The following is a 26,095-nucleotide window of genomic DNA, read 5'->3' as shown; positions in this document are numbered from 1 at the left end:
ATGTTCGATATCGGTTTTACCGAACTGCTGCTGGTCGGCATCGTTGCCCTGGTCGTACTGGGGCCTGATCGCCTGCCCGGTGCGGTGCGGACCGCCGGGTTGTGGATCGGCCGGATCAAGCGCAGCTTCAGTGCCATCAAGGCTGAGGTCGAGCGCGAGATCGGTGCAGATGAAATCCGTCGCCAGCTGCATAACGAGCAGATCCTTGAGCTGGAGCGGGAAATGAACGCGATGAAGCAAAACCTCAACGCACCGCTTAGCACCCTCACCGAACCGAGCCCCGCAGCGCCCCCAGCAGCAGAGCCGGTTGCCGCTACCGAAAGCACCCGCCAGGATAAAAACCCGCAGCCATGAGCCAACGACCGGACAGCGATCAGGAAATGCCCCTGGTCTCCCACCTGACCGAACTGCGCACGCGCCTGCTGCGCATTGTGGCGGCGGTATTCGCCTTGTTTGCCGGGCTGTTTTATTTCTCCCAAGACATCTACGCGCTGGTCGCCGCACCGCTGCGCGCCTACCTGCCGGAAGGCGCGACGATGATCGCCACAGGGGTGGCCTCGCCATTCCTGACGCCGTTCAAGCTGACGTTGATGGTCGCGCTATTTCTCGCCATCCCGATCATCCTGCATCAGATCTGGGGCTTTATCGCGCCGGGGCTGTACAAGCATGAGAAGCGCATTGCCGTCCCGCTGCTGATCTCCAGCATCCTGCTGTTCTACGCTGGCATGGCCTTCGCCTACTTCGTGGTATTCCCGATCATGTTCGGCTTCTTCGCCAGCGTGACCCCTGAAGGCGTGGCGATGATGACCGACATCGGCCAGTACCTGGATTTTGTGCTGACCCTGTTCTTCGCCTTCGGCGTCGCGTTCGAAATCCCGATTGCCACCTTTCTACTGATCTGGGTCGGGGTTGTCGATGTCGCCACCCTGCGCAAAAGCCGGCCCTACGTGATTGTCGGCTGCTTTGTCGTCGGCATGGTGCTGACCCCGCCCGATGTGTTCTCGCAGACCTTGCTGGCCGTGCCTATGTGGCTGCTGTTTGAAGCCGGCCTGCTCTGCGGCAGCCTGGTCAAACGCCGCGACGAACAGGACGCTGCAGCGCAAGAAGCCGAAAGCGACAGCCCTTCCAACGACCAACCGCCCGCTGCGCAACCGTGAACCTGCTGCTACTGGAAGACGGCGACTTTATCGCCGCTGACCGCGTGCTGCTCAGCGGCCGCCGCCTCAAGCACCTGCATGACGTCCACCGCGCTGAAGCAGGCGATACCCTGCGCGTGGGCCGCTTGAATGGCCTGATGGGCAGCGGCCAACTGCTGCGCCTGGACGCCGAACAGGCCGAGCTGAGCGTGCAGCTCGATCAACCGCCGCCAGCCAAACTGTCACTGACCCTGTTGCTCGCCCTGCCCCGACCGAAGATGCTGCGCCGTGTACTGCAAACCGTCAGCAGCATGGGCGTGCCTCGACTGATTTTGCTGAACAGCTACCGAGTGGAAAAAAGCTTCTGGCAGACGCCCTTCCTCGAGCCAGCAGCGATTCGCGAACAGCTGATCCTCGGCCTGGAACAGGCTCGGGACACGGTGCTGCCGGAAGTCATTATCGAGAAGCGCTTCAAACCCTTTGTCGAAGACCAGCTGCCCGCTATCGCAGCCGGCACCATGGGCCTGGTGGGCCATCCCGGCGACTTCCCAGCCTGCCCGCGCGCAGTCGAACAGGCGGTAACCCTGGCTATCGGCCCGGAAGGCGGCTGGATTCCCTACGAGGTGGAAAAACTGCAGCAAGCCGGCCTGCAACCTGTGCAACTGGGCGCGCGGATTCTGCGAGTGGAAACCGCCGTTACTGCGCTGCTGGCGCGGTTGTTCTAACCCGCCGGGCTCGGGCGCTAGCTCTCTAGAAGAAAAGTCACTGGCCCGTCATTGATCAGGTGCACCTGCATATCCGCACCGAACTGGCCGGTGGCGACCTGCGGATGTTTAACCCGGGCTTGCGCCACCAGCAGGTCAAACAGCTCGGCCCCGAGGGCTGGCGGCGCGGCGCTGGAGAAGCTTGGGCGCAGACCGCTCTTGGTGTCGGCGGCCAGGGTGAATTGCGACACCAGCAGCAAGCCGCCGCCGACGTCGCTCAGCGACAGGTTCATCTTACCCGCCGCGTCACTGAATACCCGGTAGTTGAGCAGTTTGTGCAGAACTTTCTCAACGCTGGCGGGCGTGTCCTGCGGCTCGACGCCAACCAGTGCCAGCAAGCCCTGATCAATTGCGCCAACCACCTCACCCGCGACCTCAACCCGAGCACTGCGCACCCGCTGAATCAATGCCTTCATGCTTCCTCTTCCGGCGATAGATTAAGCAGGCGCCGCGCCAGTTCATCTGCGGCGCGCACCAGCGCATCAGTAATTCCACACTCGGCGGCCGAATGCCCGGCGTCGCGGATAATTTGCAGCTCGCTGTTGGGCCATGCCTGGTGCAGCGCCCAGGCGTTGTCCAACGGACAGATCACGTCATAGCGGCCATGCACAATCACGCCGGGCAGGTGGGCGATCTTCGGCATATCGCGTAGCAGTTGATTGGGTTCAAGAAAGGCGTTGTTGACGAAGTAATGGCATTCAATCCGGGCGATCGACAGCGCGCGGTGGGCATCGCTGAAGCGGTCGACCACCTGCGGATTGGGGCGCAGGGTGGCGGTACGGCCTTCCCACGTGGACCAGGCTTTGGCCGCATGCATCTGGGCGATCTGGTCCGGGCCGGTTAGGCGTTTATAAAAGGCCTGCATCAGATTGCCGCGCTCATCTGCCGGGATCGGCGCCAGGTAATCTTCCCAGTAATCAGGGAACATGCGGCTCGCGCCCTCCTGATAGAACCAGTCGAACTCCTGCGGCCGGCACAGGAAGATGCCACGCAGAATCAACCCATGCACACGCTGCGGGTGAGCCTGGGCGTAAGCCAAGGCCAGGGTCGAACCCCAGGATCCGCCGAACAGTACCCACTTGTCGATGCCGAGGTGCTCGCGGATCTGCTCCATGTCGGCGATCAGCGCCTGGGTGGTGTTGTTCTCCAGGCTGGCGTGGGGCGTTGAGCGACCGCAGCCACGCTGGTCGAAGGTGACGATGCGGTAGAGATTGGGATCAAAATAGCGCCGGCTGGCAGCATCACACCCGGCCCCCGGCCCGCCGTGGATAAACACCACAGGCAGACCATCCGGCGAACCGCTTTCGTCCACATACAGCACGTGCGGCGCTTGCACGGCCAACTCATGACGGGCGTAGGGTTTTATCTCCGGATACACGGTCTGCATGGCATGCTCCTGACTTGACCTGAATAATGCATGGCGTAACTGTTAACGGCCCTGCGCAACACAACCACGGGCGCAAGCGCTGATGCACTGCGGGGCATCATAACCATGAAAAAGGAGTTGAGCATGCCAACACGGATATTTGCCTTAGCTTTTGTAATGTTTTGCACCCTGCTCGCCGGTTGCGGCGGAAAAGACGACCCGCAGGCCGCGCTGGAAGCCGCTGTGCAACAGTTGCAGGACAACCTTGAGGCCAAGAAAAACACCGCGGTACTCGACCAGTTGCATCCGCAGTTCTCGGCCCAAGGCGAATTTGACCGCGAGTGGGCGCAGCGCACCATGTTGCTGCTGTTTATGCGCCACAAGCACATCAAGGTGCTGGCCCTGAGCAAGGCCAGCTACGTTGACGCGACCTACCGCGAAAAAGGCCACACCGAGGCCCAAGTCGGCCTGACCGGCGCCGAAGGCCTGATCCCCGACAGCGCCCGCCACTACAGCGTCAAGCTGGAGTGGTGGCTGGAGGGTGATGAATGGAAACTGGCGCGGCTAGGTTGGCAATAGCCGGCCAAACGCAGCTGGGAATCTTGCTGCGCTGCAAGTCATCGACTTGCAGCGACAGAAGACGCGAAAGTAGACCGATAAGCCGCCTCTAGCGCGTCGGGTTTATCTGCACATCCGTGCGCCGCCAGATCAACTCGCGGGTGTCATAACCACGGCTGCGTGCTTCTTCGAGCAAGGTTGTACGGTTCTGCGGGCTGAGTTCCTGATCACGCGTTAGCAGCCAGAGATACTCGCGATTAGGGTGGCCAACCAGTGCAGTCTGGTAGTCATCATCCAGGTAAAGCACCCAGTATTCACCCTTGGTCAGCCCCGGCAGCAGGCGGCTGGCCCAATTATCGAAACGCACCCAAAGCTTGTTGGTTTTGCCTGGCACCTGAGCCACGGCCTGGCCTTGCACCTGCTGCATATCGCCGTCAAGGGTACGGCAGCGGTTGGTCACGCCAAGCGTGCCGCCTTCTTGTAATTCATAGAGTGCTTCGGACTGTGCACAGTTGCGCTGGAAGAACATCGGTAACCGCGCCTGCTCATACCAAGTGCCCTGATAACGTTGCAGATCGACCTGCTCCACCGTTTTCGGCGGCACCACACCGGTGCCGGAGTTGGCACACCCAACCAACGCGACGGCTGCGGCTAATACCGCGAACAGGCGCATTACTTGAGCCCCTTGCCGGAAAACAACAGGACCTGCTCACCGGCGTACTGCACGCTGATAAAGCGCTGCTCATCGCCCCAGGTACAGCTGGACATGCCCAAAGCACCTGCACACTCGGTAGGCTTACCCAGCAAATTTTCGACATCAGCCTTGCTCATACCCGGCTTGAGCTGAGCGTAATTATCCTGATTGATCTTGCTGCAGGCAGCCAACAGCAAACAACCAGCGAGTAGCGCGACAACACGCAGAGACATAGGGGAACTCCTGAGGAAATAGCCAAGCTCAGCTTGGCATAGCAAAAGCGAATTTGTCTGCTTGGATGCTAAAAGCGCGAGCCCGGTTCCAGCCGAAAAGCCGATTCTTCGGCGCTGGAGAACCGCCCACGTGTTGAATTGCGATGAGGGAAACGCGCCAAGCGGGCAATCACCCGCCGGGGGCGTTCGACAAAATCCAGGTAGCCGGCAAACAGTTCACGCCCAGCTGTAGCCGCCTGCTGATGCAGGGTACAAAACAGCTGCACGGCTCGGCCCTTTAGCCTCAGGCGTTCTGCATGCTCCAGCACCAGGTAGACGAACACGTGCTGAATCGGATGCAGTGGCTGATCCCAACCTTGAGCCAACCCATTTAGGGCCAACGGTTGCGCCAATATGTCACCGGCAAAAGCACGCGAGGTGTCGCGACACGATCATCTACGGCCGCTGATCAAGCAACAGCAGGGTTGCCAGTCAGTCTTCAGGCTCGCGCGGCCAGCCCTGCAACTGGCCGGCCAGGACCTGCTCAACTAGCGCGCCAAACGACTCGCGGCATGATCGTCCTGGCGCTGTTGCTTGGCAAACCATAGCGCCATGCGACTGGCTGCTACCCCAGCAGCCGTTACGCCAGGGGCGCGGCCACTGCTTACTCGCGGTGGTAGGCGCTGATGCGCAGCACTTCTTCCTTGGAGCCGAGGAAGACGGCAACGCGCTGATGCAGGGATGTTGGCTGGATATCAAGGATGCGCTGGGTGCCGTTGGTGGCCACACCGCCAGCCTGCTCGATGATCATCGCCATCGGGTTAGCTTCATACATCAGGCGCAGCTTGCCTGGCTTCTCTGGCTCGCGGCTGTCGCGCGGGTACATAAAGACGCCGCCGCGGGTCAGGATGCGGTGCACGTCGGCCACCATCGCGGCGACCCAACGCATGTTGTAGTTCTTGCCCAGCGGCCCGGTTTCACCCGCCAGCAGTTCGCTGACATAACGCTGCACCGGCGCTTCCCAGTGACGCTGGTTGGACATGTTGATGGCGAACTCTTTGGTCGACTCCGGCACCTTGATGTTGTCGTGGGTCAGCACAAAGCTGCCCAGTTCGCGGTCCAGGGTGAAGCCTTTAACGCCATCACCGAGGGTCAGCATCAACATGGTTTGCGGGCCGTAGATGGCGTAACCGGCGCACACCTGCTCGGTGCCGGGCTGGAGGAAAGCCTCCTCACCCAGATCACCTTCATCGCCATTACGGTCCGGGCAACGCAGCACCGAAAAAATAGTGCCGACCGAGACGTTGACATCAATGTTGCTGGAGCCGTCGAGCGGGTCGAATACCAGCAGGTAGGCCCCTTTCGGGTACTTGCCAGGAATCTGGTAAGCGTTGTCCATTTCTTCCGACGCCATGCCGGCCAGGTGACCGCCCCACTCGTTGGCTTCCAGCAGGATTTCGTTGGAAATCACGTCGAGTTTCTTCTGCACCTCGCCCTGCACGTTCTCGGTGCCCATGCTGCCCAGCACGCCACCCAGTGCGCCCTTCGATACCTGATGGCTGATTTCCTTACAGGCCCGTGCGACCACTTCGATAAGGAAACGCAGATCGGCCGGGGTGTTGTTGCTGCGGGTCTGCTCGATCAGGTAACGGCTGAGGGTAACGCGGGACATGGATGGCTCCGGAGGGAATGAAATCGCGCGCAGTTTACCCCTTTAGCGGCTAAAGCGCCTTAGCACTGGATGGAAGGAGGCGCGGCGCATCGCAAGCACTGGCTCAAGCCAGGCTACAAACCCGATTACGCCCCTCATGCTTCGCCTGATAAAGCGATGCATCAGCCACCTGCAGCAACTCATCCAGCGCTTGCCCCTGCTCAGGCCAGAGTGCCAGCCCAGCCGACAACGTCACGTAACGCGCGCCGCCACGGGTCGGTAATGGGTGCGCGGCCAGCTCCCTGCAGATGGTTTCCAGGCGCTGCCTTGCCTCATGGGCGTCAGCACGGGGCAGGATCAGTAAAAACTCTTCGCCACCGATCCGAAATACCGCATCCGAGCTGCGCAGGTTTTCCAGCAGGTGCTGCGCCACGCCCTTGAGCACGTCATCACCCTCAAGGTGGCCATGTTCGTCGTTAAGCCGTTTGAAATGATCGAGGTCGATTAACGCCAGGGAAATCGGCGAATGCTCGCGCTGCGCCACAGCCAGTTCACGGGCAAAAAACTCATCCAGATAACGCCGGTTGTAGAGCCCCGTGAGCGGATCACACAGCGCCTGCTCCTGCAGCTGTTCATGCAAACTGCTGATGGTGCGCAAACGCTCCTCGCTCAGCGCCAAGGCTTCAGCCAGCTTCAATTCGCTGAGATGGCGCTGGGTAACATCACGCAGGTAAAGCATCTGCCCCAGCACCAGCGTGCCGCGATGGGTCACGCGCTCGATGGCGCGGATACGCACTTCGAAGTAACGCGCCGAACTGGCCAAAGTCAACAAACGGTCATGCTCGCCCTGAGCCGGCTGACTCAGGAGTTTTTGCAGGTCTTCACCAAGAACCGGCCAATCGGCCAAGTGCCGCCCCTGCCAGCCACTGCGCAGCCCTGCCAATTTCAGGGCAGCCTGGTTGACTTCGATCACACGCAACTGCGCATCGACCACCAGCACCGGATCGGTCAGCGCATCCAGCAGCAAGTGACGCGCCACCGGCAGCAGGTCGAACAGACGAACGCCAACGATTAACCAGGCGAACGCCACCAAGGTAAACGCAAAGCTGAACGGCGTCGGGTCAAAGCCAAACAGCATCCAACCGAACACCACATAGCTGACGTTAGCGATCCAGGGCACTGCCGTAACGAACACGAATGCCAGATAGTGGCGACGGTGCACGCCATAACTGACGATGGCCGCACGCAGTACCACCCCCATGCTGAAGGCCATAAACACGTAAACATACACAGCAGCCGCGTAGAACAGCGGCCCATGCTGATAACGAATCGACGCGCCCGGCTCATCACTCAACGGAGCGGTGCTGGCACCGTAGAACAACCCATGCCAAGGGTTGCTGAGCGCCACCAACCAGATCAGGACGGGCACCACGGTCAGACTTAACGTGCGCTGCGGCGACAACGAGCGATTTTCACTGTTGACGTACTGCCAAAGGAAAACGGCCCAAAAGGTTGGCGTCGAAAGAATCCCAGGCCAAGCCATGGTGGCCCAGAACACCTTGCAGTCGGCTCCTTGCGCAGCCATTTCAAGGCTGGCGGCGACAAGCCACCAAAGGCTCGACAAGTGCAGGACAAGAAAGCTCTCACGCCCCGGGAAATAACGCTGCCGCGTAACCCAGCGCGCCAACAGCATCACCCCAACGCAGACCACAATGGTTAGCAAAACCGGGGGGCTGAGTACCCACGTGGAATTACCGCAGGCATTCATCGACAAGGCACTGCCAGAAAAAACAGCGGAGGACGCTTGCTGGGCGAGCCGAGCAAGCACGTAGACAGCAGCCAAGAGTGGGCGACAGTAGATATATTCAAGGGCTTCCCTGACCTCAAACGCCAAGCAATTTAGCGGCTAACAATACTGCAAAAAGCCTTGTCCAGCCGGGCTTTATTTATGCAGACGATCTCACTTTAGTGCTCACCAACTCAACAAACTGGCCGCCGACAACGCTTAGGAGCCGCGCCGCTCATAGCGCTGCGAAGGCACCTACAACTGGAGCCAACCCTCGCGCCCTCCGAGGTGAAAGGGAACTCGCAGCCGCCTAAAAAGCCGCCCGTGTCATGCTCTAGGAAACGCAGGCTAAATACAGCACAGAAACTATGCCCTGGCCATTTTTCGCACAAAAAATGACCAACCGGCAGATTGTGGTTCAAAAATCCACCAAGCCCGCTATCATCGCCCGCCGCTTAACTGACGCACGCCCGCCTGATGAAAAATAACCTGATTGCCGCCGCTGAACTCGACCGCCTAGATACTTGGGCCAAATACACCGCAGACATGTGCCACAGCTGCATGTCCAGCTGCTGCACACTACCGGTCGAGGTGCGCCTCAACGACCTGATCCGCATCGGCGTAGTCGACGAATTTGAACGCAGTGAGCCTCTGAAGAACATCGCCAAACGGCTGCAGAAAGACGGGCTTGTTGAACGTTTCCACCAAAAGTCAGGCATTTTCACCCTGGTGCGCATGAGCAATAACGATTGCTACTACCTGGATCGTAAAACCCGCCTGTGCACCATCTACGAGAAGCGCCCCGATACCTGCCGCAACCACCCAAAGATCGGCCCACGCCCAGGCTATTGCGCGTACAAGCCGAAGAGCTAAGCCCAGCAAACGCGCTTGCGGTGACTTATTCTAGCCGGCATTCAACCGCGCCCCAGGTGAGCAAGCATGAGCCAGTGGCAGAACATTAGCCTGTGGATGGACCAACTCGGCGAGCCGCTGAGCCCCAGAGCCGCGCTGCAAGTAGACATTCAGGCCGACGTGGCCATCATCGGCGCCGGCTACACCGGCCTATGGACCGCCTATTACCTCAAGCGCCAGGCGCCACACCTACGCATCGTCATCCTTGAAGGCGAGATTGCCGGCTTCGGCGCTTCCGGGCGCAACGGCGGCTGGCTGATGGGCAACCTGCTCGGCCAGGACAACCTGCTCGCCGACCAGCCCAGCGCCGCACGCCAGAGCGCCTATGCGCTGCTGCATGGCATTCCCGATGAAGTCGCCAGCGTGCTGCAGCGCGAGCAAATCGCCTGCGATTACCGCAAAGCCGGCGTGCTCTATTGCGCCGCGCGCTACCCGGAGCAGCTGACCAGCCTGCGCCAACACCTGGCCGAGCTGCGGGATCTGGGTCTGGATGAAAACGACTACCGCTGGCTGACGCCCTTTGACCTGGGCAAACAGCTACAGCTGGCCAACGCCTTTGGCGCCATCTACACCCCGCACTGCGCCACCATTCAACCCGCCAAGCTGGTGCGCGGCCTGGCGCGCTGCGTGATCGCCATGGGCGTCGAACTGTATGAGCAGAGCCGGGTGATCGCCTGGCAAACCGGCCTGGTGCGCACCGCCAGCGGCAGCGTGCGCGCCGACTGGATCGTCCCAGCTGTGGAAGGCTATGCCGCCAGCCTACCGCCGCTTGGCAACCATCAATTACCGGTACAGAGCCTGCTGGTGGCCACCGAACCGCTGCCCAAGGAAGTCTGGGCCGACATCGGCCTGGAGCGCGGCCAGGCCTTCAGCGAAAACAGCCGCCAAGTGACCTACGGCCAGCGCAGCGCCGACGACCGTTTGGTATTCGGCGCCCGCGGCGGTTACCGCTTTGGCGGCCGCCTGCGCACCGATTTCAACCTCAGCGAGGACGAGCGCGACCTGCGCCGCTACCTGTTCGGCGAACTGTTCCCGCAACTCAAGCAGGTGCGCATCACCCACGCCTGGGGCGGCAACCTAGGCATGGCGCGGCGCTTTCGCCCGCACATGCTGGTAGACCGACGTAACGGCATCGCCCTGTCGGGTGGTTACGGCGGCGAAGGCGTGGGCGCGAGCAACCTCGGCGGACGCACCCTGGCTGAATTGATTCTCGACCAGCAGAGCGAGCTGACCCGCCAGCCTTGGGTGCTCGGCGATCAGTCCATCAACCAGCTGCCACGCTGGGAGCCAGAGCCCCTGCGCTGGCTCGGCTACAACGCCATTATCCAGAGCTTTGTGCACGAAGACCGTGTACTGGCCAACCCGCACAGCGCGCCCTGGCGGCGTCAGCTGGCCAGCCGTCTAGCGGCCGGCATGGAAAGATTTATGCGTTAGCGCCCCGAACAACCTTGAGAACAGCCCCCACGCCTCATAAAAAGCCCCCGCCAACAACGTTGACGGGGGCTTTTGCTACATCGCCGCATGAGTTACAGCTCGGGAGCCCGGGCGTCCTCACGCTTGGCCAACCCGCCAGCGCTGGCCTTAGGCTTGATCAGGCTGAAATCAATCAGGCTCTTGGGCTGCGCCGGATTGCCGATCAGCAGCGGCAGCGGCCGGAATTCAGTGCTCACCAGGCTTTTATGCGCCTCGTATTCATCAAAGCGCAGCCCAGCCAGGTCCGCCCAGGTGTGGATGAAATGCGATGAGCTGTAGGGCCGCGACAGCGTGTCGCTGAAATCACGCGCCTGCTGCGCTTGCCACTGCAGCGAACGCCAGAGGATAAACGGCACGGTGTACATCGGGCTGGTCGGCGCGGCCTCGTTACGCCCCAGCACATTGGGCTTGGGTGCATCGAACACCGCTTCACCGTGGTCAGCCAGGTACAGCAACAGGCTATTGGGCTCCTGCTGCGCCAGGTCTTTGATCAGGCTGGCGACCACATGGTCGTTGTACAGCAGCGCGTTGTCGTAGCTGTTGTAAGTCGGCAACTGGTCATCGGTGACATTCGCCGGCACGCCGTTACGGTCGGTGAAGCGTTCGAACTCAGGTGGATAGCGGTACTGATAACTCATATGCGTGCCCAGCAGATGCACCACCACAAACTTGCGCGGCGCCGGGTCAGCCAACACCTTGGCAAAGGGTGGCAGTACATCGCCGTCGTACTGACGAGCGTTCTGCGCACGGTTGTTGTTCAGGTAGAACTGCTCATCAGCCTGCTTAGAAAAGGTGGTGAGCATGGTGTTGCGCTTGGTCATGGTCTGCTGGTTGGTGATCCAGTAAGTCTTGTAGCCCGCCTGCCTCATCATGTTCATCACCGACGGCGTGGTCAGGTAACGCTCGGGATGCTCCTGATCGGCAAAGGTCAGCACCTGCTGTAAGGCTTCGATAGTGTAGGGGCGCGGCGTAACCACGTTGCCAAACACCTGCAACTGGTCACGCAATGCATCCAGCTCCGGTGTGGTTGCGCGCGGGTAGCCATACAGGCTCATGCGCTGACGGTTGGTCGACTCGCCAATCACCAGCACCAGGGTCGCCGGCTGACCGGCACGCGCATCCTGCAAGTTAGCCAAGGGCGCAATGCTGGCATTCTCTGCCAACAGCACCTGCATGTTGGCCAACTGCTCGCGGTAATTTTTGTAGCCCACCGCCAGCTGCCAGGGGGTGGCGGCTTCAATGCGTTGAGCAAAGTTATCCAGCCCCGCCTTCCAGCTGTCATGTTTAGTGAACTGGCGCAGCGCCGGGTAGCCCACCGAGACAAACACCGCCAATGCCGCAGCAAACAGCGCGCCAGGGCGCGACAGGTACACCGGGCGCACTTTGCGCCACAACAACCAGCCGCCCAGGCCGTACGCAAAGAAGGCCGGCAGCATCCACCAGGCGAAATATTGGATCAGGTATTCGCGGCTTTCATTGAGGTTCGATTCGAACATGATGAAGATCACGCTCTGCGAGAACTCCTGCCCGTACACCAGAAAGTAGCCGAAGCTGCCAAGCGAGCAGAGCCACAGCAAGGCACCAATGACGGCCGCCAACTGACGGGCCCGCGCTGGCCACAGCAACAACGGCACCAGCCACAACGCACTGGCCAGAAAGGCCTGACGAAAGCCGGAAAACCCGGCCGTACCGGTCAGCTGGATCAATAACTGGGTAACACCGGAAAAATACCAAAAAAACAAAAAGGCCCAGCCTAACCCGGCCCAATCCACGCGTTGGCGTGAAGACGTTTGCAATGCTGCAGACATGACTACCTCGTGACCTTTCAATGACCGCAATGCTTATGCCAGCCAGCCTGTGAAAATTCCGTCAAACACCGTGGCACAGTGAGCCACTTTTTACCCAACCATGAAAAAGCCCCCGCAGGCTTTCACCGGCGGGGGCTTTTCAGTTAGCTAGAACGTGGATCAGTTCTTGGCTTTCTTGGCAGCGCGGGTGCGCTCGCCTTCGTCGAGGATCTTCTTACGCAGACGGATCGACTTGGGCGTGACTTCGCACAGCTCGTCGTCCTGGATGAACTCCAGAGCCTGTTCCAATGTGAAGCGAACAGGTGGAACCAGGGCGATGGTTTCGTCTTTACCCGAAGCACGCATGTTGTCGAGCTTCTTACCTTTGGTTGGGTTGACGCCCATGTCGTTGTCACGGCTGTTCAGACCAACGATCTGACCGTTGTAGATTTCCTGGCCGTGCTCGACGAACAGCTTGCCGCGCGCCTGCAGGGTTTCCAGGGAGTAGGTCAACGCCTTGCCGGTTTCGACTGAAACCAGTACGCCGTTCTGACGGCCGGACATGTCGCCGGACTTCATGGTGTCGTAGCGATCGAAGATCGAGGTCAGGATGCCAGCACCGTTGGTCAGGGTCAGGAACTGGTTACGGAAACCAATCAGACCGCGAGCCGGGATGTTGTATTCCAGACGAACACGGCCTTTGCCATCCGGCACCATGTTGGTCAGGTCGCCCTTACGCAGACCCATCTCTTCCATGACCTTGCCCTGGGATTCTTCCGGGGTGTCGATGGTGACGTTTTCGAACGGTTCCTGCTTGACGCCATCCACAACGCGGATGATCACTTCTGGACGACCTACACCCATTTCGAAGCCTTCGCGACGCATGGTTTCGATCAGTACCGAGAGGTGCAGCTCACCACGGCCGGAGACTTTGAACTTGTCAGCGCTGTCGCCTTCTTCAACACGCAGGGCCACGTTGTACAGCAGCTCTTTGTCCAGACGCTCTTTGATGTTACGGCTGGTGACGAACTTGCCTTCTTTACCGCAGAACGGCGAATCGTTGACCTGGAAGGTCATGGATACGGTCGGCTCGTCAACGGTCAGCGGCTTCATCGCCTCAACATGGTTCATGTCGCACAGGGTGTCGGAGATGAACAGCTGGTCCATACCGCTGACACAGACAATATCGCCCGCGCCGGCTTCTTCAACGTCAACGCGGTGCAGACCGTGGTGACCCATCAGCTTGAGGATACGGCCGTTACGCTTTTTGCCATTGACGTCAATCGCCACAACCGGGGTGTTCGGCTTGACCTTGCCGCGGGCAATACGACCAACGCCGATAATGCCGAGGAAGCTGTTGTAGTCCAGTGCCGAGATTTGCATCTGGAACGGACCATCACGGTCTACAGCTGGAGCCGGTACGTTGTCGACAATCGACTGGTACAGCGGCGTCATGTCTTCCGCCATCTCAGTGTGGTCGAGACCGGCAATGCCGTTCAGGGCCGAGGCGTAAACGACTTTGAAGTCCAGCTGCTCTTCGGTGGCATCGAGGTTGTCGAACAGGTCGAAGATCTGGTCCAGAACCCAATCCGGACGCGCGCCCGGACGGTCAATCTTGTTGATCACAACGATCGGACGCAGGCCGGCTTCGAAGGCCTTCTTGGTCACGAAGCGGGTTTGCGGCATCGGGCCGTCTTGGGCGTCAACCACCAGCAGCACGGAGTCAACCATCGACATTACGCGCTCAACTTCACCGCCGAAGTCGGCGTGGCCGGGGGTGTCAACGATGTTGATGTGGTAGCCACCCCAGTTGATCGCGGTGTTCTTGGCGAGAATGGTAATACCGCGCTCTTTTTCCTGGTCGTTGCTGTCCATCACGCGCTCGTCGTTGAGCTCGTTGCGCTCCAGGGTGCCGGACTGGCGCAGCAGGGCGTCAACCAGGGTGGTCTTACCATGGTCAACGTGGGCGATGATGGCGATGTTGCGTAGTTTTTCGATCACGGGCGTATCTCAATCAGAGTATTCGGTGTGCTGCCTAGTTTAGGCGGCAAGTGTTAACTAAATGCTATTTCTGCTCGGCGGCGTAAAAGCCTGCTTCACGCCGCCGGTATGTCGGGAGGGCGATGGCGGATGCTGCCGCCATTCAACCCTGGGATTTTATGTCGGACGATAAACGCGCACATTGGCATGCCCCTCGCTCAACAGATGATGAGCATGCAAACGACTCATGACGCCTTTGTCGCAATACAGCAAGTATTGGCGCGCGGCATCTAATTCTTTAAAACGGCTATTCAGCGCGTAAAAGGGCAACGCTTGGACTTCGATGCCTGGTAGTTCGAGCGGCTGTTCTTCGGCGTTATCCGGATGGCGGATATCAATGATCACCTGGCTGGCAAGCGCTTCGCTGACTTCTTCGACCTGAATGTCCTTACCCAGCTCATCAATCACTTTATCGATCGGCAGCAAGGTCGCGCGCTCCAGGGCGCGGTCGAGAATGGCCATATCGAACTGCTGCTCTTCGTGCTCGATGCGCAGCTTCTTCGCCTTGGTGGTCGGGTTGACCGAAATCACCCCGCAGTATTCCGGCATGTGCTTGGCAAACTCGGCGGTGCCGATGCGCGTGGCGGTGTCGATGATGTCTTGTTTATGGCTGGCCAACAGTGGACGCAGCACCAGCATGTCAGTGGCCGAATCGATCACCGCCAGGTTGGTCAGGGTCTGGCTGGACACTTGGGAAATCGCCTCACCGGTGACCAACGCCTCGATCTGCAAGCGCTCGGCCATGCGCGTAGAGGCGCGCAGCATCATGCGTTTGAGGATCACGCCCATCTGGCTGTTGTCGACCTTGCCGAGAATTTCGCCGAGCACTTCTTCAAACGGCACGCTGATAAACAGCACACGCTGCGAGCTGCCAAACTTTTGCCAGAGGTAATGCGCCACTTCCATCACGCCCAGCTCGTGGGCACGACCGCCAAGATTGAAGAAGCAGAAGTGCGTGACCAGGCCGCGACGCATCATTTGGTAAGCCGCAACAGTGGAGTCAAAACCACCGCTCATCAGCACCAGGCTCTGCTCCAGCGAGCCCAGCGGGTAACCGCCCAGGCCTTCATGCTGGTGATGGATAACAAACAAGCGCTGGTCGCGGATTTCCATGCGCACAACGACGTCGGGCGCCTTCAGCGAGATACCGGCGGCGCCGCACTGCTGACGCAGTTGGCTGCCCACATAGCGTTCGATATCCACGGAGCTGAAGGCATGCTTGCCTGCGCGCTTGCAGCGCACTGCGAAGATCTTGCCCGGCAGTTGCTCAGCGAAGTGCAGCTTGCACTTCTCCAGCACGTCGTCGAAATCACCCAGCGGGTATTCATCAACTTGCAGAAAGTGGGTGATGCCCGGCGTGCAGCTCAGGCGCTCAATCATGGCCTGCAGGGTTTTCGGCTCACTGATCTGGGTTTCAACTTCCAGGTTGTCCCACACACCGCTGACCTGCAGCTGTGGGTCGAATTCACGCAAAACCGAACGAATGTTCTTCGCCAGCTGCCGGATAAAGTGCTTACGCACCGGCCGGCTTTTAATGGTGATTTCTGGGAAGACTTTAACGATCAGTTTCATGAAAACAGGAGGTGCCGAGGCCGCGAAAAAACAGGGGCGCGGATTATAGCGGAAATTGCTCACGCTTTGATCAAAATTCCTCACCCCACCAAAAAGCGCACCATTTAAGAGCGCAGTGCAAATATCACGAACCATAACAGTGCAAATATTAATCCAAGGCCGCAGTGCAGCCCCCGCCGGCCCTGAGTTTCAGGGCTTACACCCATTCCTGTGCACTGGCATGCAATTTGCTCCCTTGTGATGCAGGATGCGCCGACGGACTATGCCGCCGCGCCTTACCGAATTATTAAGGGGCTCAGCATTCGAGCCTTAGCCACCTGGAGGACAGCATGTCGAAGTCGATTCAACTTATTAAAGAACACGACGTGAAGTGGGTAGACCTGCGTTTCACTGATATCCGCGGCCAACAGCACCACATCACCATGCCAGCGCGTGATGCCCTGGATGAAGATTTCTTCGAACACGGCAAGATGTTCGACGGCTCGTCCCTCGCTGGCTGGAAAGGCATCGAAGCCTCCGACATGATCCTGCTGCCAGACGACAGCAGCGCCGTGCTCGACCCGTTCACCGAAGAGCCGACCCTGATCCTGGTCTGCGACGTGATCGAGCCGTCGACCATGCAAGGTTATGACCGTGACCCACGTGCCATCGCTAAGCGTGCTGAAGAGTTCCTGAAAAGCACCGGCATCGGCGACACCGTATTCGTCGGCCCGGAGCCTGAGTTCTTCATCTTTGACCAAGTGAAGTTCAAGTCGGACATCTCCGGCTCGATGTTCAAAATCTTCTCCGAGCAGGCTTCGTGGAACAGCGACGCGGACTTCGAAGGCGGCAACAAAGGCCATCGCGTACCGGTTAAAGGCGGCTACCTGCCGACCCCTCCGTCGGATTACGACCACGAAATCCGTACCGCCATGTGCAACGCACTGGAAGAAATGGGCCAGTTCGTCGAAGTGCATCACCACGAAGTCGCCACGGCCGGCCAGAACGAAATCGGCGTGCGCTTCAACACCCTGGTAACCAAGGCTGACGAAGTTCAGACCCTGAAGTACTGCGTGCACAACGTAGCTGATGCCTACGGCAAAACCGCCACCTTTATGCCGAAGCCACTGTACGGTGACAACGGTTCAGGCATGCACGTGCACCTGTCCATCTCCAAAGATGGCAAGAACACCTTCGCCGGCGAAGGCTATGCCGGCCTGTCCGATACCGCCCTGTACTTCATCGGCGGCATCATCAAGCACGGCAAGGCCCTGAACGGCTTCACCAACCCGGCCACCAACTCGTACAAGCGTTTGGTTCCAGGTTTCGAAGCCCCGGTTATGCTGGCCTACTCGGCGCGTAACCGCTCCGCGTCGATCCGCATCCCTTACGTTGCCAGCCCGAAAGGCCGTCGTATTGAAGCGCGCTTCCCGGACCCAGCGTCCAACCCATACCTGTGCTTCGCTGCACTGTTGATGGCTGGCCTGGACGGCATCCAGAACAAGATCCACCCAGGCGACGCCGCCGACAAGAACCTGTATGACCTGCCACCGGAAGAAGGCAAGTTGATCCCACAGGTCTGCGGCAGCCTGAAAGAAGCCCTGGAAGAGCTGGACAAGGGCCGCGCGTTCTTGACCAAAGGCGGCGTGTTCTCCGACGAGTTCATCGACGCTTACATCGAGCTGAAGAGCGCAGAAGAAATCAAAGTGCGCACCTTCGTGCACCCGCTGGAATACGACCTGTACTACAGCTGCTAAACCTTCGCGCAACACAAGAGGCCACCTCCGGGTGGCCTTTTTGCGTCTGCACCCGGCACCTTGCTCCGCCCCACCACCTTTTAGCCCGGTGTTTTCTGCGCTGGTCTACGCCGCGCCATCAGCGCGCTTGCCAGGGCGCCTTGGCAGTGCAAGGCTTAGGGCACACTCACTGGGAGAGACCGGCATGCGCCCTCTACTCATCTGCCTACTACTGAGCCTGGCCTTTTCGGCCACTGCGCAGATTTACAAATACACCGACGCCAATGGCAACACGGTCTTCACCGACCAGCCGCCGGAGGGTCAAGCGAGCGAAAATATTCAACTGCCTGCCACCAACAGCGTGTCGATGCCGGTCCCCAGCGCACCTGCAGCCCCCGTGGCCGAAGCGACTGACAGAGCCGCGCCTTACAGCACATTGCAGCTGACCGGCCTGCCGGATGATGAGGCGCTGCGCGCAAACAACGGTACGTTCAGCGTCGGGGTCATGATTGAGCCGCGCCTGGCCAGCAACCATCGCCTGCGCCTGTTACTCGACGGCAAACCCTATGGCCAACCGAGCAACGTGCCACGCCTGCAAGTGAGCAATGTCGACCGCGGCGAACACAGCCTGGCCGTGGAAGTGCTCAGCGGCGAGCAATCGATTCAGCAAAGCGCCACGGCCACCTTTACCGTGCAGCGGGTCAATACCAGCAACCCGGCCTTGCGCCCGCCACCACCCAAACCAACGCCCAAACCCACCCCCAAACCGGCCCCTTGATCCATGCGCAATTTGCTGTTTTGCGGCCTGATGCTGCTCGCTCTACCGGCCTTCGCCCAGGTTTATACCTATATAGACGCCGAAGGAAATCGTGTTTTCACCGACAAACCCAAATCAGGTGATGCCCAGCGCGTTGAACTGGCACCCAGTAACTCGATGCCGGCCGTCCAGGCGCCTGCTGCGCCAGTCATCCTGCAAACGCCACCAGAACCGGCGCTGCGCTACAGCCTATTGCGCATTCTGGTGCCACAGCCCGACGCCACGATCCGCGACAGTGGTGGCAATCTGATTGTCAGCGTCAACAGTGAACCCGGCTTGTTCGCGCAGCACAGCTATCGCCTGCTGCTGGATGGCCAACAAGTAGGCGAAGTCGGCAGCAGCCCGGTGTTCCCGCTGGAGAATATCGACCGCGGCACCCATCAACTGGCCGTGGAAATCATCGACCTGCAAGGCCGCATTATCGAGCGCACGCCAACCCAACCCTTCCATATGCAGCGCATTTCCCTGGCACAGAAGCGCAAGGTCACGCCCTGCAAAAAGGCCGATTACGGCGTGCGCCCGGAGTGTCCACTCAAGGACAAACCGCCGGAAAAGAAAAACATCCCCTTCGTGCCTTTTATCTAATCCACCACGACGCACCATAGCGGTGCACTTATTGCCCGGCATTTCTATACTCTCCCTGTTTTGGGTCGCCGCGCGCACCCCGGCTGCGCTGAAAAGCAGCTAATTTCCGGCATCCTACGGGCAAACACGCTTCTTTTCGGGGCTTTGGTTTGCTTCTTGCATTTTCTAGCGTCACTGCTGGAGCTCAAGGGTCTGCTGACATCTCATATGATCATTAACGACGCACTGCACCGCCTGCTGCTGGACAACCTGACCACAGCCACGCTGCTGCTCAACGACGACCTGCGTCTTGAGTACATGAACCCGGCAGCAGAGATGCTCCTGGCTGTCAGCGGCCAGCGCAGCCATGGCCAGTTCATCAGCGAGCTGTTTACCGAGTCGAGCGAAGCGCTCAGTGCACTGCGCCAGGCCGTACAACACGCCCATCCATTTAATAAGCGTGAAGCCGTGCTGACCTCGGTCAGCGGCCAGACCCTGACCGTCGACTATGCGGTAACCCCCGTCCTCAGTCATGGCGAAACCCTGCTGCTGCTGGAGGTACACCCGCGTGACCGCCTGCTGCGCATCACCAAGGAAGAGGCGCAGCTGTCCAAGCAGGAAACCACCAAAATGCTGGTGCGCGGGCTGGCCCATGAAATCAAGAACCCGCTCGGCGGCATCCGCGGCGCCGCACAGTTACTGGCGCGCGAGCTGCCCGAGGAAAGCCTCAAGGACTACACCAACGTCATCATCGAGGAGGCCGACCGCCTGCGTAACCTGGTCGACCGCATGCTTGGCTCGAATAAGCTGCCCTCGCTGGCGATGACCAACGTGCACGAGGTGCTGGAGCGCGTCTGCAGCTTGGTGGACGCGGAAAGCCAGGGCAGCATCATTCTGGTGCGTGATTACGACCCCAGCATTCCGGACGTACTGATCGACCGCGAACAGATGATCCAGGCCGTGCTGAATATCGTGCGCAACGCCATGCAAGCCATCGGCGGGCAAAACGAGCTGCGTCTGGGCCGCATCACCCTGCGCACCCGCACCCTGCGCCAATTCACCATCGGCCATTGCCGTCATCGCCTGGTGACCAAGATTGAAATCATCGACAACGGCCCCGGCATCCCGCCCGAGCTGCAAGAAACCATCTTCTACCCCATGGTCAGCGGGCGTGCCGACGGCACCGGCCTGGGCTTGGCCATTACCCAGAACATTATTAGTCAGCACCAAGGCCTGATCGAATGCGAGAGCCATCCTGGCCATACCGTGTTCTCGATCTTCCTGCCGCTGGAACAAGGAGTAACTCCGTCATGAGCCGCAGTGAAACCGTCTGGATTGTCGATGACGACCGCTCCATCCGCTGGGTGCTGGAAAAAGCCTTGCAACAAGAAGGCATGACCACCCAGAGCTTCGACAGCGCCGATGGCGTGCTCAGCCGCCTGAGCCGCCAACAGCCGGATGTGATTATCTCCGACATCCGCATGCCCGGCGCCAGTGGCCTGGAACTGCTGGCGCGCATTCGCGAAATGCACCCACGCCTGCCCGTCATCATCATGACCGCGCACTCCGACCTCGACAGCGCCGTGGCCTCCTATCAGGGCGGCGCATTCGAATACCTGCCCAAGCCGTTCGATGTCGATGAAGCCGTATCCCTGGTCAAGCGTGCCAACCAGCACGCCCAGGAGCAGCAAGGTTTTAGCATCCCGGTTGAGCAGCCCCGCACGCCAGAAATCATCGGCGAAGCGCCGGCCATGCAGGAGGTGTTTCGCGCCATCGGCCGTCTTTCACACTCCAATATCACCGTGCTGATCAACGGCGAGTCCGGTACCGGCAAGGAGCTGGTCGCCCACGCCCTGCACCGCCACAGCCCGCGCGCCGCCTCACCGTTTATCGCGCTGAATATGGCGGCGATCCCCAAGGACTTAATGGAATCCGAGCTATTCGGCCATGAAAAAGGCGCGTTTACCGGCGCAGCCAACCAGCGTCGCGGCCGCTTCGAGCAGGCCGACGGCGGCACGCTGTTCCTTGATGAAATTGGCGACATGCCCGCCGACACCCAAACGCGCCTGCTACGCGTACTGGCCGACGGTGAGTTTTACCGGGTTGGCGGCCACACGCCGGTCAAAGTGGACGTGCGCATCATCGCCGCCACCCACCAGAACCTGGAAAGCCTGGTGCAGGCCGGCAAGTTTCGTGAAGACTTGTTCCACCGCCTCAACGTCATTCGTATTCATATCCCGCGCCTGTCCGATCGCCGCGAAGACATCCCCACCCTGGCCCGGCACTTCCTTAGCCGCGCCGCGCTGGAGTTAGCGGTCGAACCCAAGTTGCTGAAAAGCGAAACCGAGGACTACCTGCAGCAACTGCCGTGGCCCGGTAACGTGCGCCAACTGGAGAACACCTGCCGCTGGATCACCGTGATGGCTTCCGGGCGCGAGGTGCATGTCGGCGACCTGCCGCCTGAGCTACTCAGCCAGCCGCAGGAAAGTGCGCCAGTAAGCAACTGGGAACAGGGCCTGCGCCAATGGGCGGATCAAGCCCTGAGCCGTGGCCAGTCCAACCTGCTGGATACGGCGGTACCGGCGTTCGAGCGCATCATGATCGAAACCGCCCTCAAGCACACCGCCGGTCGCCGCCGCGATGCCGCCTTACTGCTGGGCTGGGGCCGCAACACCCTGACCCGCAAGATCAAGGAACTGGGCATGAACGTCGACAGCGCCGATGACGAGGATGGCGACGACTAAACCGCTCACGCGATCCAGCATGCAAAACGGGCCCACCTGGGCCCGTTTTTATTTACGCAGGCAAAACAGCTGAAAATGCGCCAGAGCAATGCACCGGCAGTGATCACGTGCACAGCGGCGGGTCATACGCCTGCGCTTGCGTGGCACCCTAAGCGGCAGATAGAAACCCGAAACCTAGTATTTACGCGGCCTGCAGCCAACGTAATAAAACTGGCACACAGCCTGCATAGACTCAAGCAATCCCAGTTTCGGGGACCTTGGTACAGGCAGGCCGGGGAATCCCCTCTTTTATTGCGCCACCAAGCTGACCACCAGCCGCCAGCGCCCGTCCACTTCCTCAGCGCGCCACTCGCCGCGCAATGGACGGGCCGCCACCACCCGCAGCAGCAAATCCTTGCGTTCACGCTGCAACCGCCAATTAGCCAAACGCCCCTGCACCTGTAACTGCCCCTGTTGCTGGCGGCCAAAGCTTTGCAACCGCAGGATAAACACGCCACCGGCGTGCTCTTCGCGCGGCACCGGCTCAACGTTGAACCACAGTTCAAGGCTGTTCTCGTGCACCGTTACCTGCTCCAACCAAAGCGGGTCTGGTTGGAACAACCGACCGATCATCAAGCCAATCAAAAAGCCAAATATCGCCAACGAGGCGATCACCCGCACCCACGGACGGGGGCGCGGGTCTGTAGAATGCTGCTCGCCTTCAAGCTCGGAGCCGCGCATGTTTCACGTCATCCTTTTTCAACCGGAAATACCACCCAACACCGGCAACATTATCAGGCTCTGCGCCAACAGCGGCTGCCACCTGCACCTGATCGAACCGCTGGGTTTCGACTTGGACGACAAACGTCTGCGCCGCGCCGGCCTGGATTACCACGAATACGCCACCCTGCAGCGTCACGCCGACCTTGCCAGTTGCCTGGAAAGCCTCGGTCAACCGCGCGTGTTCGCGTTTACCACCAAAGGCTCGCAAGCGTTCCATCAGGTCAGCTACAAGCCGGGTGATGCCTTTCTGTTCGGCCCGGAAAGTCGCGGCCTGCCGCAAGACATTCGCGACAGCCTGCCGCCCGAGCAACGCGTGCGCCTGCCGATGCGCGAAGGCTGCCGCAGCCTGAACTTATCCAACACCGTCGCCGTGGCCGTTTACGAAGCCTGGCGCCAGCAGGGTTTTGCCGACGCCGAGTAACGCGTCGCAGCGTCACCGCCAGGGTTGCTGGCCATAAAAAAACGCCCCGCAGGGCGTTTTTTGTTTCAGCCGCAAACCTTAGTGTGCGGTGGCCACTTCGCCAGCCTGCTGCATGCGCTGCAGCTCCTGGGCGTACAGAGCATCGAAGTTCACCGGCGCCAGCATCAGCGCTGGGAACGAGCCGCGCACAACCAGGCTGTCCAGGGTTTCACGGGCATACGGGAATAGGATGTTCGGGCAGAACGCGCCCAGGGTGTGGCTCATGGACGCCGCATCCAACCCCTTGATCAGGAAGATACCGGCCTGCTGCACTTCAGCGATAAACGCGGTTTCTTCGCCCGTTTTCACGGTTACCGAGAGGGTCAACACCACTTCGTGGAAGTCACCTTCCAGCGGCTTCTGACGGGTGTTGAGGTCCATGGCAACGCTAGGCGCCCACTCCTGGCGGAAGATTTCCGGGCTCTTCGGCGCTTCGAAGGACAGGTCACGTACGTAGATACGCTGCAGGGAGAATTGCGGAGTTTGTTCGCCCTGAGCGGCGCCGTTGCTAGCTTGTTCTGTCATGGCAAAGCCTTCTTGTCGTTAGGTACGGATAAACAGGGAATTAAGCCTTGAGCAACGCATCGAGCTTGCCGGCGCGCTCCAAGGCGTGAAGGTCATCGCAACCACCCACGTGGGTGTCACCGATCCAGATTTGTGGCACTGAGGTCTGCCGCGCCTTGCGGGTCATTTCCGCGCGCAGCTCCGGCTTGCCATCGACCTTGATTTCTTCGAAGGTGACACCTTTACGGCTCAGCAGTTGCTTAGCGCGGGTGCAGTACGGGCACCAATCACTGGAATAGATAACGACTGGCTGCATCTCACTTCACCAAAGGCAGGTTGTCACCGCGCCAGCTGGCGATGCCGCCAGACAGCTTGGCGGCCGTAAAGCCGGCTTTTTTCAAATCGCGGCACACTGCACCGGCGTGCTGGCCCATGGCATCAACCACGATGATGGTCTTGGCCTTGTGCTTGTCCAGTTCAACCATGCGGCTGGTGAGCTTTTCGAAGGGAATATTCAGCGCGCCAACGATATGCCCGGCGGAAAAATCCTTCTGCCCACGGATATCCAGCACCACGCCCTGCTCGCTGTTGACCAACGCAGTCAGCTCGCGGCTGCTCAGGCTCTGCCCGCCTTTGCGCGCTTCGGTGAAGATCAGCAGCGCCAGCAGAGCCAGGAATAATCCGCTCAGGACGTAGTGGGTGGTGGCAAATTCAATCAAGTTGGCAAGCATTGTGCGGTTCCGGGGCGGTAAAATGTGGGCCAGTATACACAGCCACACAGGCCGGCCAAACCCCGCACGGCGGTGACGTTTGTGACGCTTGGCCGTAAAATACCCACCTTTGTTTCCCGCCCATCGACCCAGAGCGAACCAGCTTTATGAGCGCCACGCCCAAACCCCTGGTACTGATCATCCTCGATGGCTTCGGCCACAGTGACAGCCCCGAATCCAACGCCATCATGGCCGCCAACACGCCGGTCTATGACCATCTGCGCGCCACCCAGCCCCATGGCTTGATTTCAGGCTCCGGCATGGATGTCGGCCTGCCAGACGGGCAGATGGGCAACTCCGAGGTCGGCCATATGAACCTCGGCGCAGGCCGCGTGGTGTATCAGGACTTCACCCGGGTGACCAAAGCGATTCGCGATGGCGACTTCTTCACCAACCCCGCCATCACCAGCGCCGTGGACAACGCCGTCAACGCCGGCAAGGCCGTGCATATCCTCGGCCTGCTCTCCGACGGCGGCGTACACAGCCACCAGGATCACCTGGCCGCCATGGCCGAACTGGCCGCCCAGCGCGGTGCGGAGAAAATTTACCTGCACGCCTTCCTCGACGGCCGCGACACCCCGCCGAAAAGCGCCCAGCCGTCCATCGAGCTGCTTGATGCTACCTTCGCCAAACTCGGCAAGGGCCGCATCGCCAGCCTCAGCGGCCGTTACTTCGCCATGGACCGCGACAACCGCTGGGACCGCGTCGAGCAGGCCTACCACCTGTTAGTCGAGGGCAACGGCCAGTTCAACGCCGCCACGGCTGTGGAAGGCCTGCAGGCTGCCTACGCGCGTGGCGAAAGCGATGAATTCGTCAAAGCCACCACCATCGGCGAGCCCGCGCGGATGGAGGACGGCGACGCCGTGGTGTTTATGAACTTCCGCGCCGACCGTGCCCGCGAGCTGACCCGCGCCTTTGTTGAGCCGGGCTTCAAAGAGTTCGAGCGCACGCGCGTGCCGCAACTGGCCGGCTTCGTCATGCTCACCCAGTACGCCGCAAGCATCCCGACAACCAGCGCCTACAAGCCGCAAGCCCTGACCAATGTGCTCGGCGAATACCTGGCGAACAACGGCAAAACTCAGCTGCGCATTGCCGAGACCGAGAAGTACGCCCATGTCACCTTCTTCTTCTCCGGCGGCCGTGAAGAACCCTTTGCCGGTGAAGAGCGCATCCTGATCCCTTCGCCAAACGTTGCCACCTATGACCTGCAGCCGCAGATGAGTGCGCCGGAAGTTACCGACAAAATTGTCGACGCCATCGAAAACCAGCGGTATGACGTGATCATCGTCAACTACGCCAACGGCGATATGGTCGGCCACACCGGCGTGTTTGCCGCCGCCGTGGCCGCCGTGGAGTGCCTGGACGGCTGCGTCGGCCGCATCGTCGCCGCGCTGGACAAGGTTGGCGGCGAAGCGCTGATCACCGCCGACCACGGCAACGTCGAGCAGATGGCCGATGAAAGCACCGGCCAGGCGCACACCGCGCACACCTGCGAGCCGGTGCCTTTCATTTATGTTGGCAAGCGCCCGGCGACGATCCGCCCCGGCGGCGTGCTGGCTGACGTAGCCCCGACCCTGCTGACCCTGATGGGCCTGCCGGTACCGGCGGAAATGACGGGCACCAGCATCGTCGAGCTGAACTAAACCGCTGCCCGCAGGCCAGGTGCAACGCCTGGCCTGCGGGTCTTATTGCGTAACGCCAACATGGCGCCTGGCCACTCTGCGGGCCGTCGCTGGGCGACGTTAAAAATGGCTCCCGGCCATTTTTTAGGCATACTAGGCGCGTTCTTAATTCAGGTGCTGCCAGCC

Annotated in this window: 26 protein-coding genes and 1 pseudogene; 13 read left to right on the top strand and 14 right to left on the bottom strand. The window is 60.3% G+C overall.

The genetic code is table 11. The features are described 5' to 3' along the window. From tatB to AC0J6G_RS18340, 3 genes are read left to right on the top strand one after another with little or no spacing between them, the layout of a single operon-like run. Positions 1-354: a Sec-independent protein translocase protein TatB gene (tatB, locus tag AC0J6G_RS18350; protein WP_475250218.1), complete on the top strand. Its 354-nt coding sequence runs from the start codon at positions 1-3 to the stop codon at positions 352-354. After that, positions 351-1,157, top strand: coding sequence for a twin-arginine translocase subunit TatC (tatC, locus tag AC0J6G_RS18345; protein WP_475250216.1), 807 nt, complete (start codon positions 351-353; stop codon positions 1,155-1,157). Before tatB ends, tatC begins: the two co-directional genes overlap by 4 nt. Continuing rightward, positions 1,154-1,861: a 16S rRNA (uracil(1498)-N(3))-methyltransferase gene (locus tag AC0J6G_RS18340; RefSeq protein WP_475250214.1), complete on the top strand. Its 708-nt coding sequence runs from the start codon at positions 1,154-1,156 to the stop codon at positions 1,859-1,861. The genes tatC and AC0J6G_RS18340 overlap by 4 nt, the downstream gene beginning before the upstream one ends. A 17-nt stretch (positions 1,862-1,878) precedes the next feature. Here the strand turns inward: AC0J6G_RS18340 and dtd are convergent, their stop codons facing one another. Together dtd and pip are read right to left on the bottom strand one after the other, a co-directional pair. Continuing rightward, entirely contained in the window at positions 1,879-2,316 is a 438-nt protein-coding gene (dtd, locus tag AC0J6G_RS18335) for a D-aminoacyl-tRNA deacylase (RefSeq protein ID WP_475250212.1), read from the bottom strand. Next, positions 2,313-3,287 (bottom strand): prolyl aminopeptidase, encoded by a 975-nt coding sequence (gene pip / locus AC0J6G_RS18330; RefSeq protein ID WP_475250210.1) that lies wholly within the window; start codon positions 3,285-3,287, stop codon positions 2,313-2,315. Before pip ends, dtd begins: the two co-directional genes overlap by 4 nt. 123 nt (positions 3,288-3,410) lie before the next feature. Between pip and AC0J6G_RS18325 the strand changes: the two genes are divergently transcribed. Beyond that, entirely contained in the window at positions 3,411-3,845 is a 435-nt protein-coding gene (locus AC0J6G_RS18325) for a hypothetical protein (RefSeq protein WP_475250208.1), read from the top strand. 88 nt (positions 3,846-3,933) lie between these two features. Here the strand turns inward: AC0J6G_RS18325 and AC0J6G_RS18320 are convergent, their stop codons facing one another. The 5 genes and pseudogenes from AC0J6G_RS18320 to AC0J6G_RS18300 all read right to left on the bottom strand — a co-directional run bounded on the left by AC0J6G_RS18320 (position 3,934) and on the right by AC0J6G_RS18300 (position 8,149). Then, complete coding sequence (locus AC0J6G_RS18320) at positions 3,934-4,497, bottom strand: lipocalin family protein (protein ID WP_475250206.1); 564 nt, start codon at positions 4,495-4,497, stop codon at positions 3,934-3,936. Continuing rightward, positions 4,497-4,751, bottom strand: a complete 255-nt coding sequence (gene bamE, locus AC0J6G_RS18315) for an outer membrane protein assembly factor BamE domain-containing protein (protein ID WP_475250204.1) — start codon at positions 4,749-4,751, stop codon at positions 4,497-4,499. The genes AC0J6G_RS18320 and bamE overlap by 1 nt, the downstream gene beginning before the upstream one ends. A gap of 68 nt (positions 4,752-4,819) precedes the next feature. Next, positions 4,820-5,164, bottom strand: a pseudogene (locus tag AC0J6G_RS18310) (DUF924 family protein); the annotation flags it as partial. Between the two features lie 230 nt (positions 5,165-5,394). Continuing rightward, positions 5,395-6,402, bottom strand: a complete 1,008-nt coding sequence (locus tag AC0J6G_RS18305; protein WP_475250202.1) for a class 1 fructose-bisphosphatase — start codon at positions 6,400-6,402, stop codon at positions 5,395-5,397. Between the two features lie 103 nt (positions 6,403-6,505). Further along, on the bottom strand, positions 6,506-8,149 hold the full coding sequence (locus AC0J6G_RS18300; protein ID WP_475253820.1) for a histidine kinase N-terminal 7TM domain-containing diguanylate cyclase: 1,644 nt from the start codon (positions 8,147-8,149) through the stop codon (positions 6,506-6,508). 492 nt (positions 8,150-8,641) lie between these two features. Here AC0J6G_RS18300 and AC0J6G_RS18295 point away from each other — a divergent pair, with 492 nt between their 5' ends. After that, positions 8,642-9,040 (top strand): YkgJ family cysteine cluster protein, encoded by a 399-nt coding sequence (locus AC0J6G_RS18295; protein ID WP_274087687.1) that lies wholly within the window; start codon positions 8,642-8,644, stop codon positions 9,038-9,040. A 66-nt stretch (positions 9,041-9,106) separates the two neighbouring features. Then, positions 9,107-10,513 (top strand): NAD(P)/FAD-dependent oxidoreductase, encoded by a 1,407-nt coding sequence (locus AC0J6G_RS18290; RefSeq protein ID WP_475250200.1) that lies wholly within the window; start codon positions 9,107-9,109, stop codon positions 10,511-10,513. Positions 10,514-10,605: 92 nt separating this feature from the next. Here AC0J6G_RS18290 and cptA read toward each other — a convergent pair whose 3' ends face one another. The 3 genes from cptA to thiI form a co-directional block, all read right to left on the bottom strand. Further along, a complete protein-coding gene (gene cptA, locus AC0J6G_RS18285; RefSeq protein WP_475250198.1) occupies positions 10,606-12,360 on the bottom strand; it encodes a phosphoethanolamine transferase CptA in 1,755 nt (584 codons plus the stop codon). Between the two features lie 159 nt (positions 12,361-12,519). Beyond that, positions 12,520-14,340 (bottom strand): translational GTPase TypA, encoded by a 1,821-nt coding sequence (gene typA / locus AC0J6G_RS18280; protein ID WP_475250196.1) that lies wholly within the window; start codon positions 14,338-14,340, stop codon positions 12,520-12,522. A gap of 156 nt (positions 14,341-14,496) precedes the next feature. Continuing rightward, complete coding sequence (gene thiI / locus AC0J6G_RS18275; RefSeq protein WP_475250194.1) at positions 14,497-15,951, bottom strand: tRNA uracil 4-sulfurtransferase ThiI; 1,455 nt, start codon at positions 15,949-15,951, stop codon at positions 14,497-14,499. 329 nt (positions 15,952-16,280) lie between these two features. On the opposite strand from thiI, the gene glnA reads away from it, so the two are divergent. The 5 genes from glnA to ntrC all read left to right on the top strand — a co-directional run bounded on the left by glnA (position 16,281) and on the right by ntrC (position 21,791). Further along, positions 16,281-17,687 carry a type I glutamate--ammonia ligase gene (gene glnA / locus AC0J6G_RS18270; protein ID WP_475250192.1) on the top strand — a complete coding sequence of 469 codons (1,407 nt, stop codon included), beginning with the start codon at positions 16,281-16,283 and terminating at the stop codon, positions 17,685-17,687. Positions 17,688-17,871: 184 nt separating this feature from the next. Next, on the top strand, positions 17,872-18,444 hold the full coding sequence (locus tag AC0J6G_RS18265; protein ID WP_475250190.1) for a DUF4124 domain-containing protein: 573 nt from the start codon (positions 17,872-17,874) through the stop codon (positions 18,442-18,444). Between the two features lie 3 nt (positions 18,445-18,447). Further along, on the top strand, positions 18,448-19,068 hold the full coding sequence (locus AC0J6G_RS18260; RefSeq protein ID WP_475250188.1) for a DUF4124 domain-containing protein: 621 nt from the start codon (positions 18,448-18,450) through the stop codon (positions 19,066-19,068). A 207-nt stretch (positions 19,069-19,275) separates the two neighbouring features. Continuing rightward, on the top strand, positions 19,276-20,361 hold the full coding sequence (glnL, locus tag AC0J6G_RS18255) for a nitrogen regulation protein NR(II) (protein WP_475250186.1): 1,086 nt from the start codon (positions 19,276-19,278) through the stop codon (positions 20,359-20,361). Continuing rightward, positions 20,358-21,791, top strand: coding sequence for a nitrogen regulation protein NR(I) (ntrC, locus tag AC0J6G_RS18250; RefSeq protein ID WP_475250182.1), 1,434 nt, complete (start codon positions 20,358-20,360; stop codon positions 21,789-21,791). Before glnL ends, ntrC begins: the two co-directional genes overlap by 4 nt. A 288-nt stretch (positions 21,792-22,079) precedes the next feature. On the opposite strand, the gene AC0J6G_RS18245 is transcribed toward ntrC, so the two are convergent. Then, complete coding sequence (locus tag AC0J6G_RS18245) at positions 22,080-22,511, bottom strand: hypothetical protein (protein ID WP_475250180.1); 432 nt, start codon at positions 22,509-22,511, stop codon at positions 22,080-22,082. Between AC0J6G_RS18245 and trmL the strand changes: the two genes are divergently transcribed. Continuing rightward, positions 22,510-22,974, top strand: coding sequence for a tRNA (uridine(34)/cytosine(34)/5-carboxymethylaminomethyluridine(34)-2'-O)-methyltransferase TrmL (trmL, locus tag AC0J6G_RS18240; protein WP_475250178.1), 465 nt, complete (start codon positions 22,510-22,512; stop codon positions 22,972-22,974). The genes AC0J6G_RS18245 and trmL overlap by 2 nt on opposite strands. Before the next feature lie 78 nt (positions 22,975-23,052). Here trmL and secB read toward each other — a convergent pair whose 3' ends face one another. From secB to AC0J6G_RS18225, 3 genes are read right to left on the bottom strand one after another with little or no spacing between them, the layout of a single operon-like run. After that, positions 23,053-23,538 carry a protein-export chaperone SecB gene (gene secB / locus AC0J6G_RS18235; protein ID WP_475250176.1) on the bottom strand — a complete coding sequence of 162 codons (486 nt, stop codon included), beginning with the start codon at positions 23,536-23,538 and terminating at the stop codon, positions 23,053-23,055. 40 nt (positions 23,539-23,578) lie between these two features. Continuing rightward, positions 23,579-23,833: a glutaredoxin 3 gene (grxC, locus tag AC0J6G_RS18230; RefSeq protein WP_475250174.1), complete on the bottom strand. Its 255-nt coding sequence runs from the start codon at positions 23,831-23,833 to the stop codon at positions 23,579-23,581. A gap of 1 nt (position 23,834) precedes the next feature. Then, positions 23,835-24,248 carry a rhodanese-like domain-containing protein gene (locus AC0J6G_RS18225; protein WP_475250172.1) on the bottom strand — a complete coding sequence of 138 codons (414 nt, stop codon included), beginning with the start codon at positions 24,246-24,248 and terminating at the stop codon, positions 23,835-23,837. A gap of 146 nt (positions 24,249-24,394) precedes the next feature. On the opposite strand from AC0J6G_RS18225, the gene gpmI reads away from it, so the two are divergent. Continuing rightward, complete coding sequence (gpmI, locus tag AC0J6G_RS18220; protein WP_475250170.1) at positions 24,395-25,930, top strand: 2,3-bisphosphoglycerate-independent phosphoglycerate mutase; 1,536 nt, start codon at positions 24,395-24,397, stop codon at positions 25,928-25,930. The last annotated feature ends 165 nt before the right edge of the window (positions 25,931-26,095 follow it).

It is taken from the genome of Pseudomonas sp. TS_SC_3, assembly GCF_056156225.1.
The sequence above is the reverse complement of the archived record's forward strand: the minus strand, read 5'-3'. Positions and strand labels throughout refer to the sequence as shown.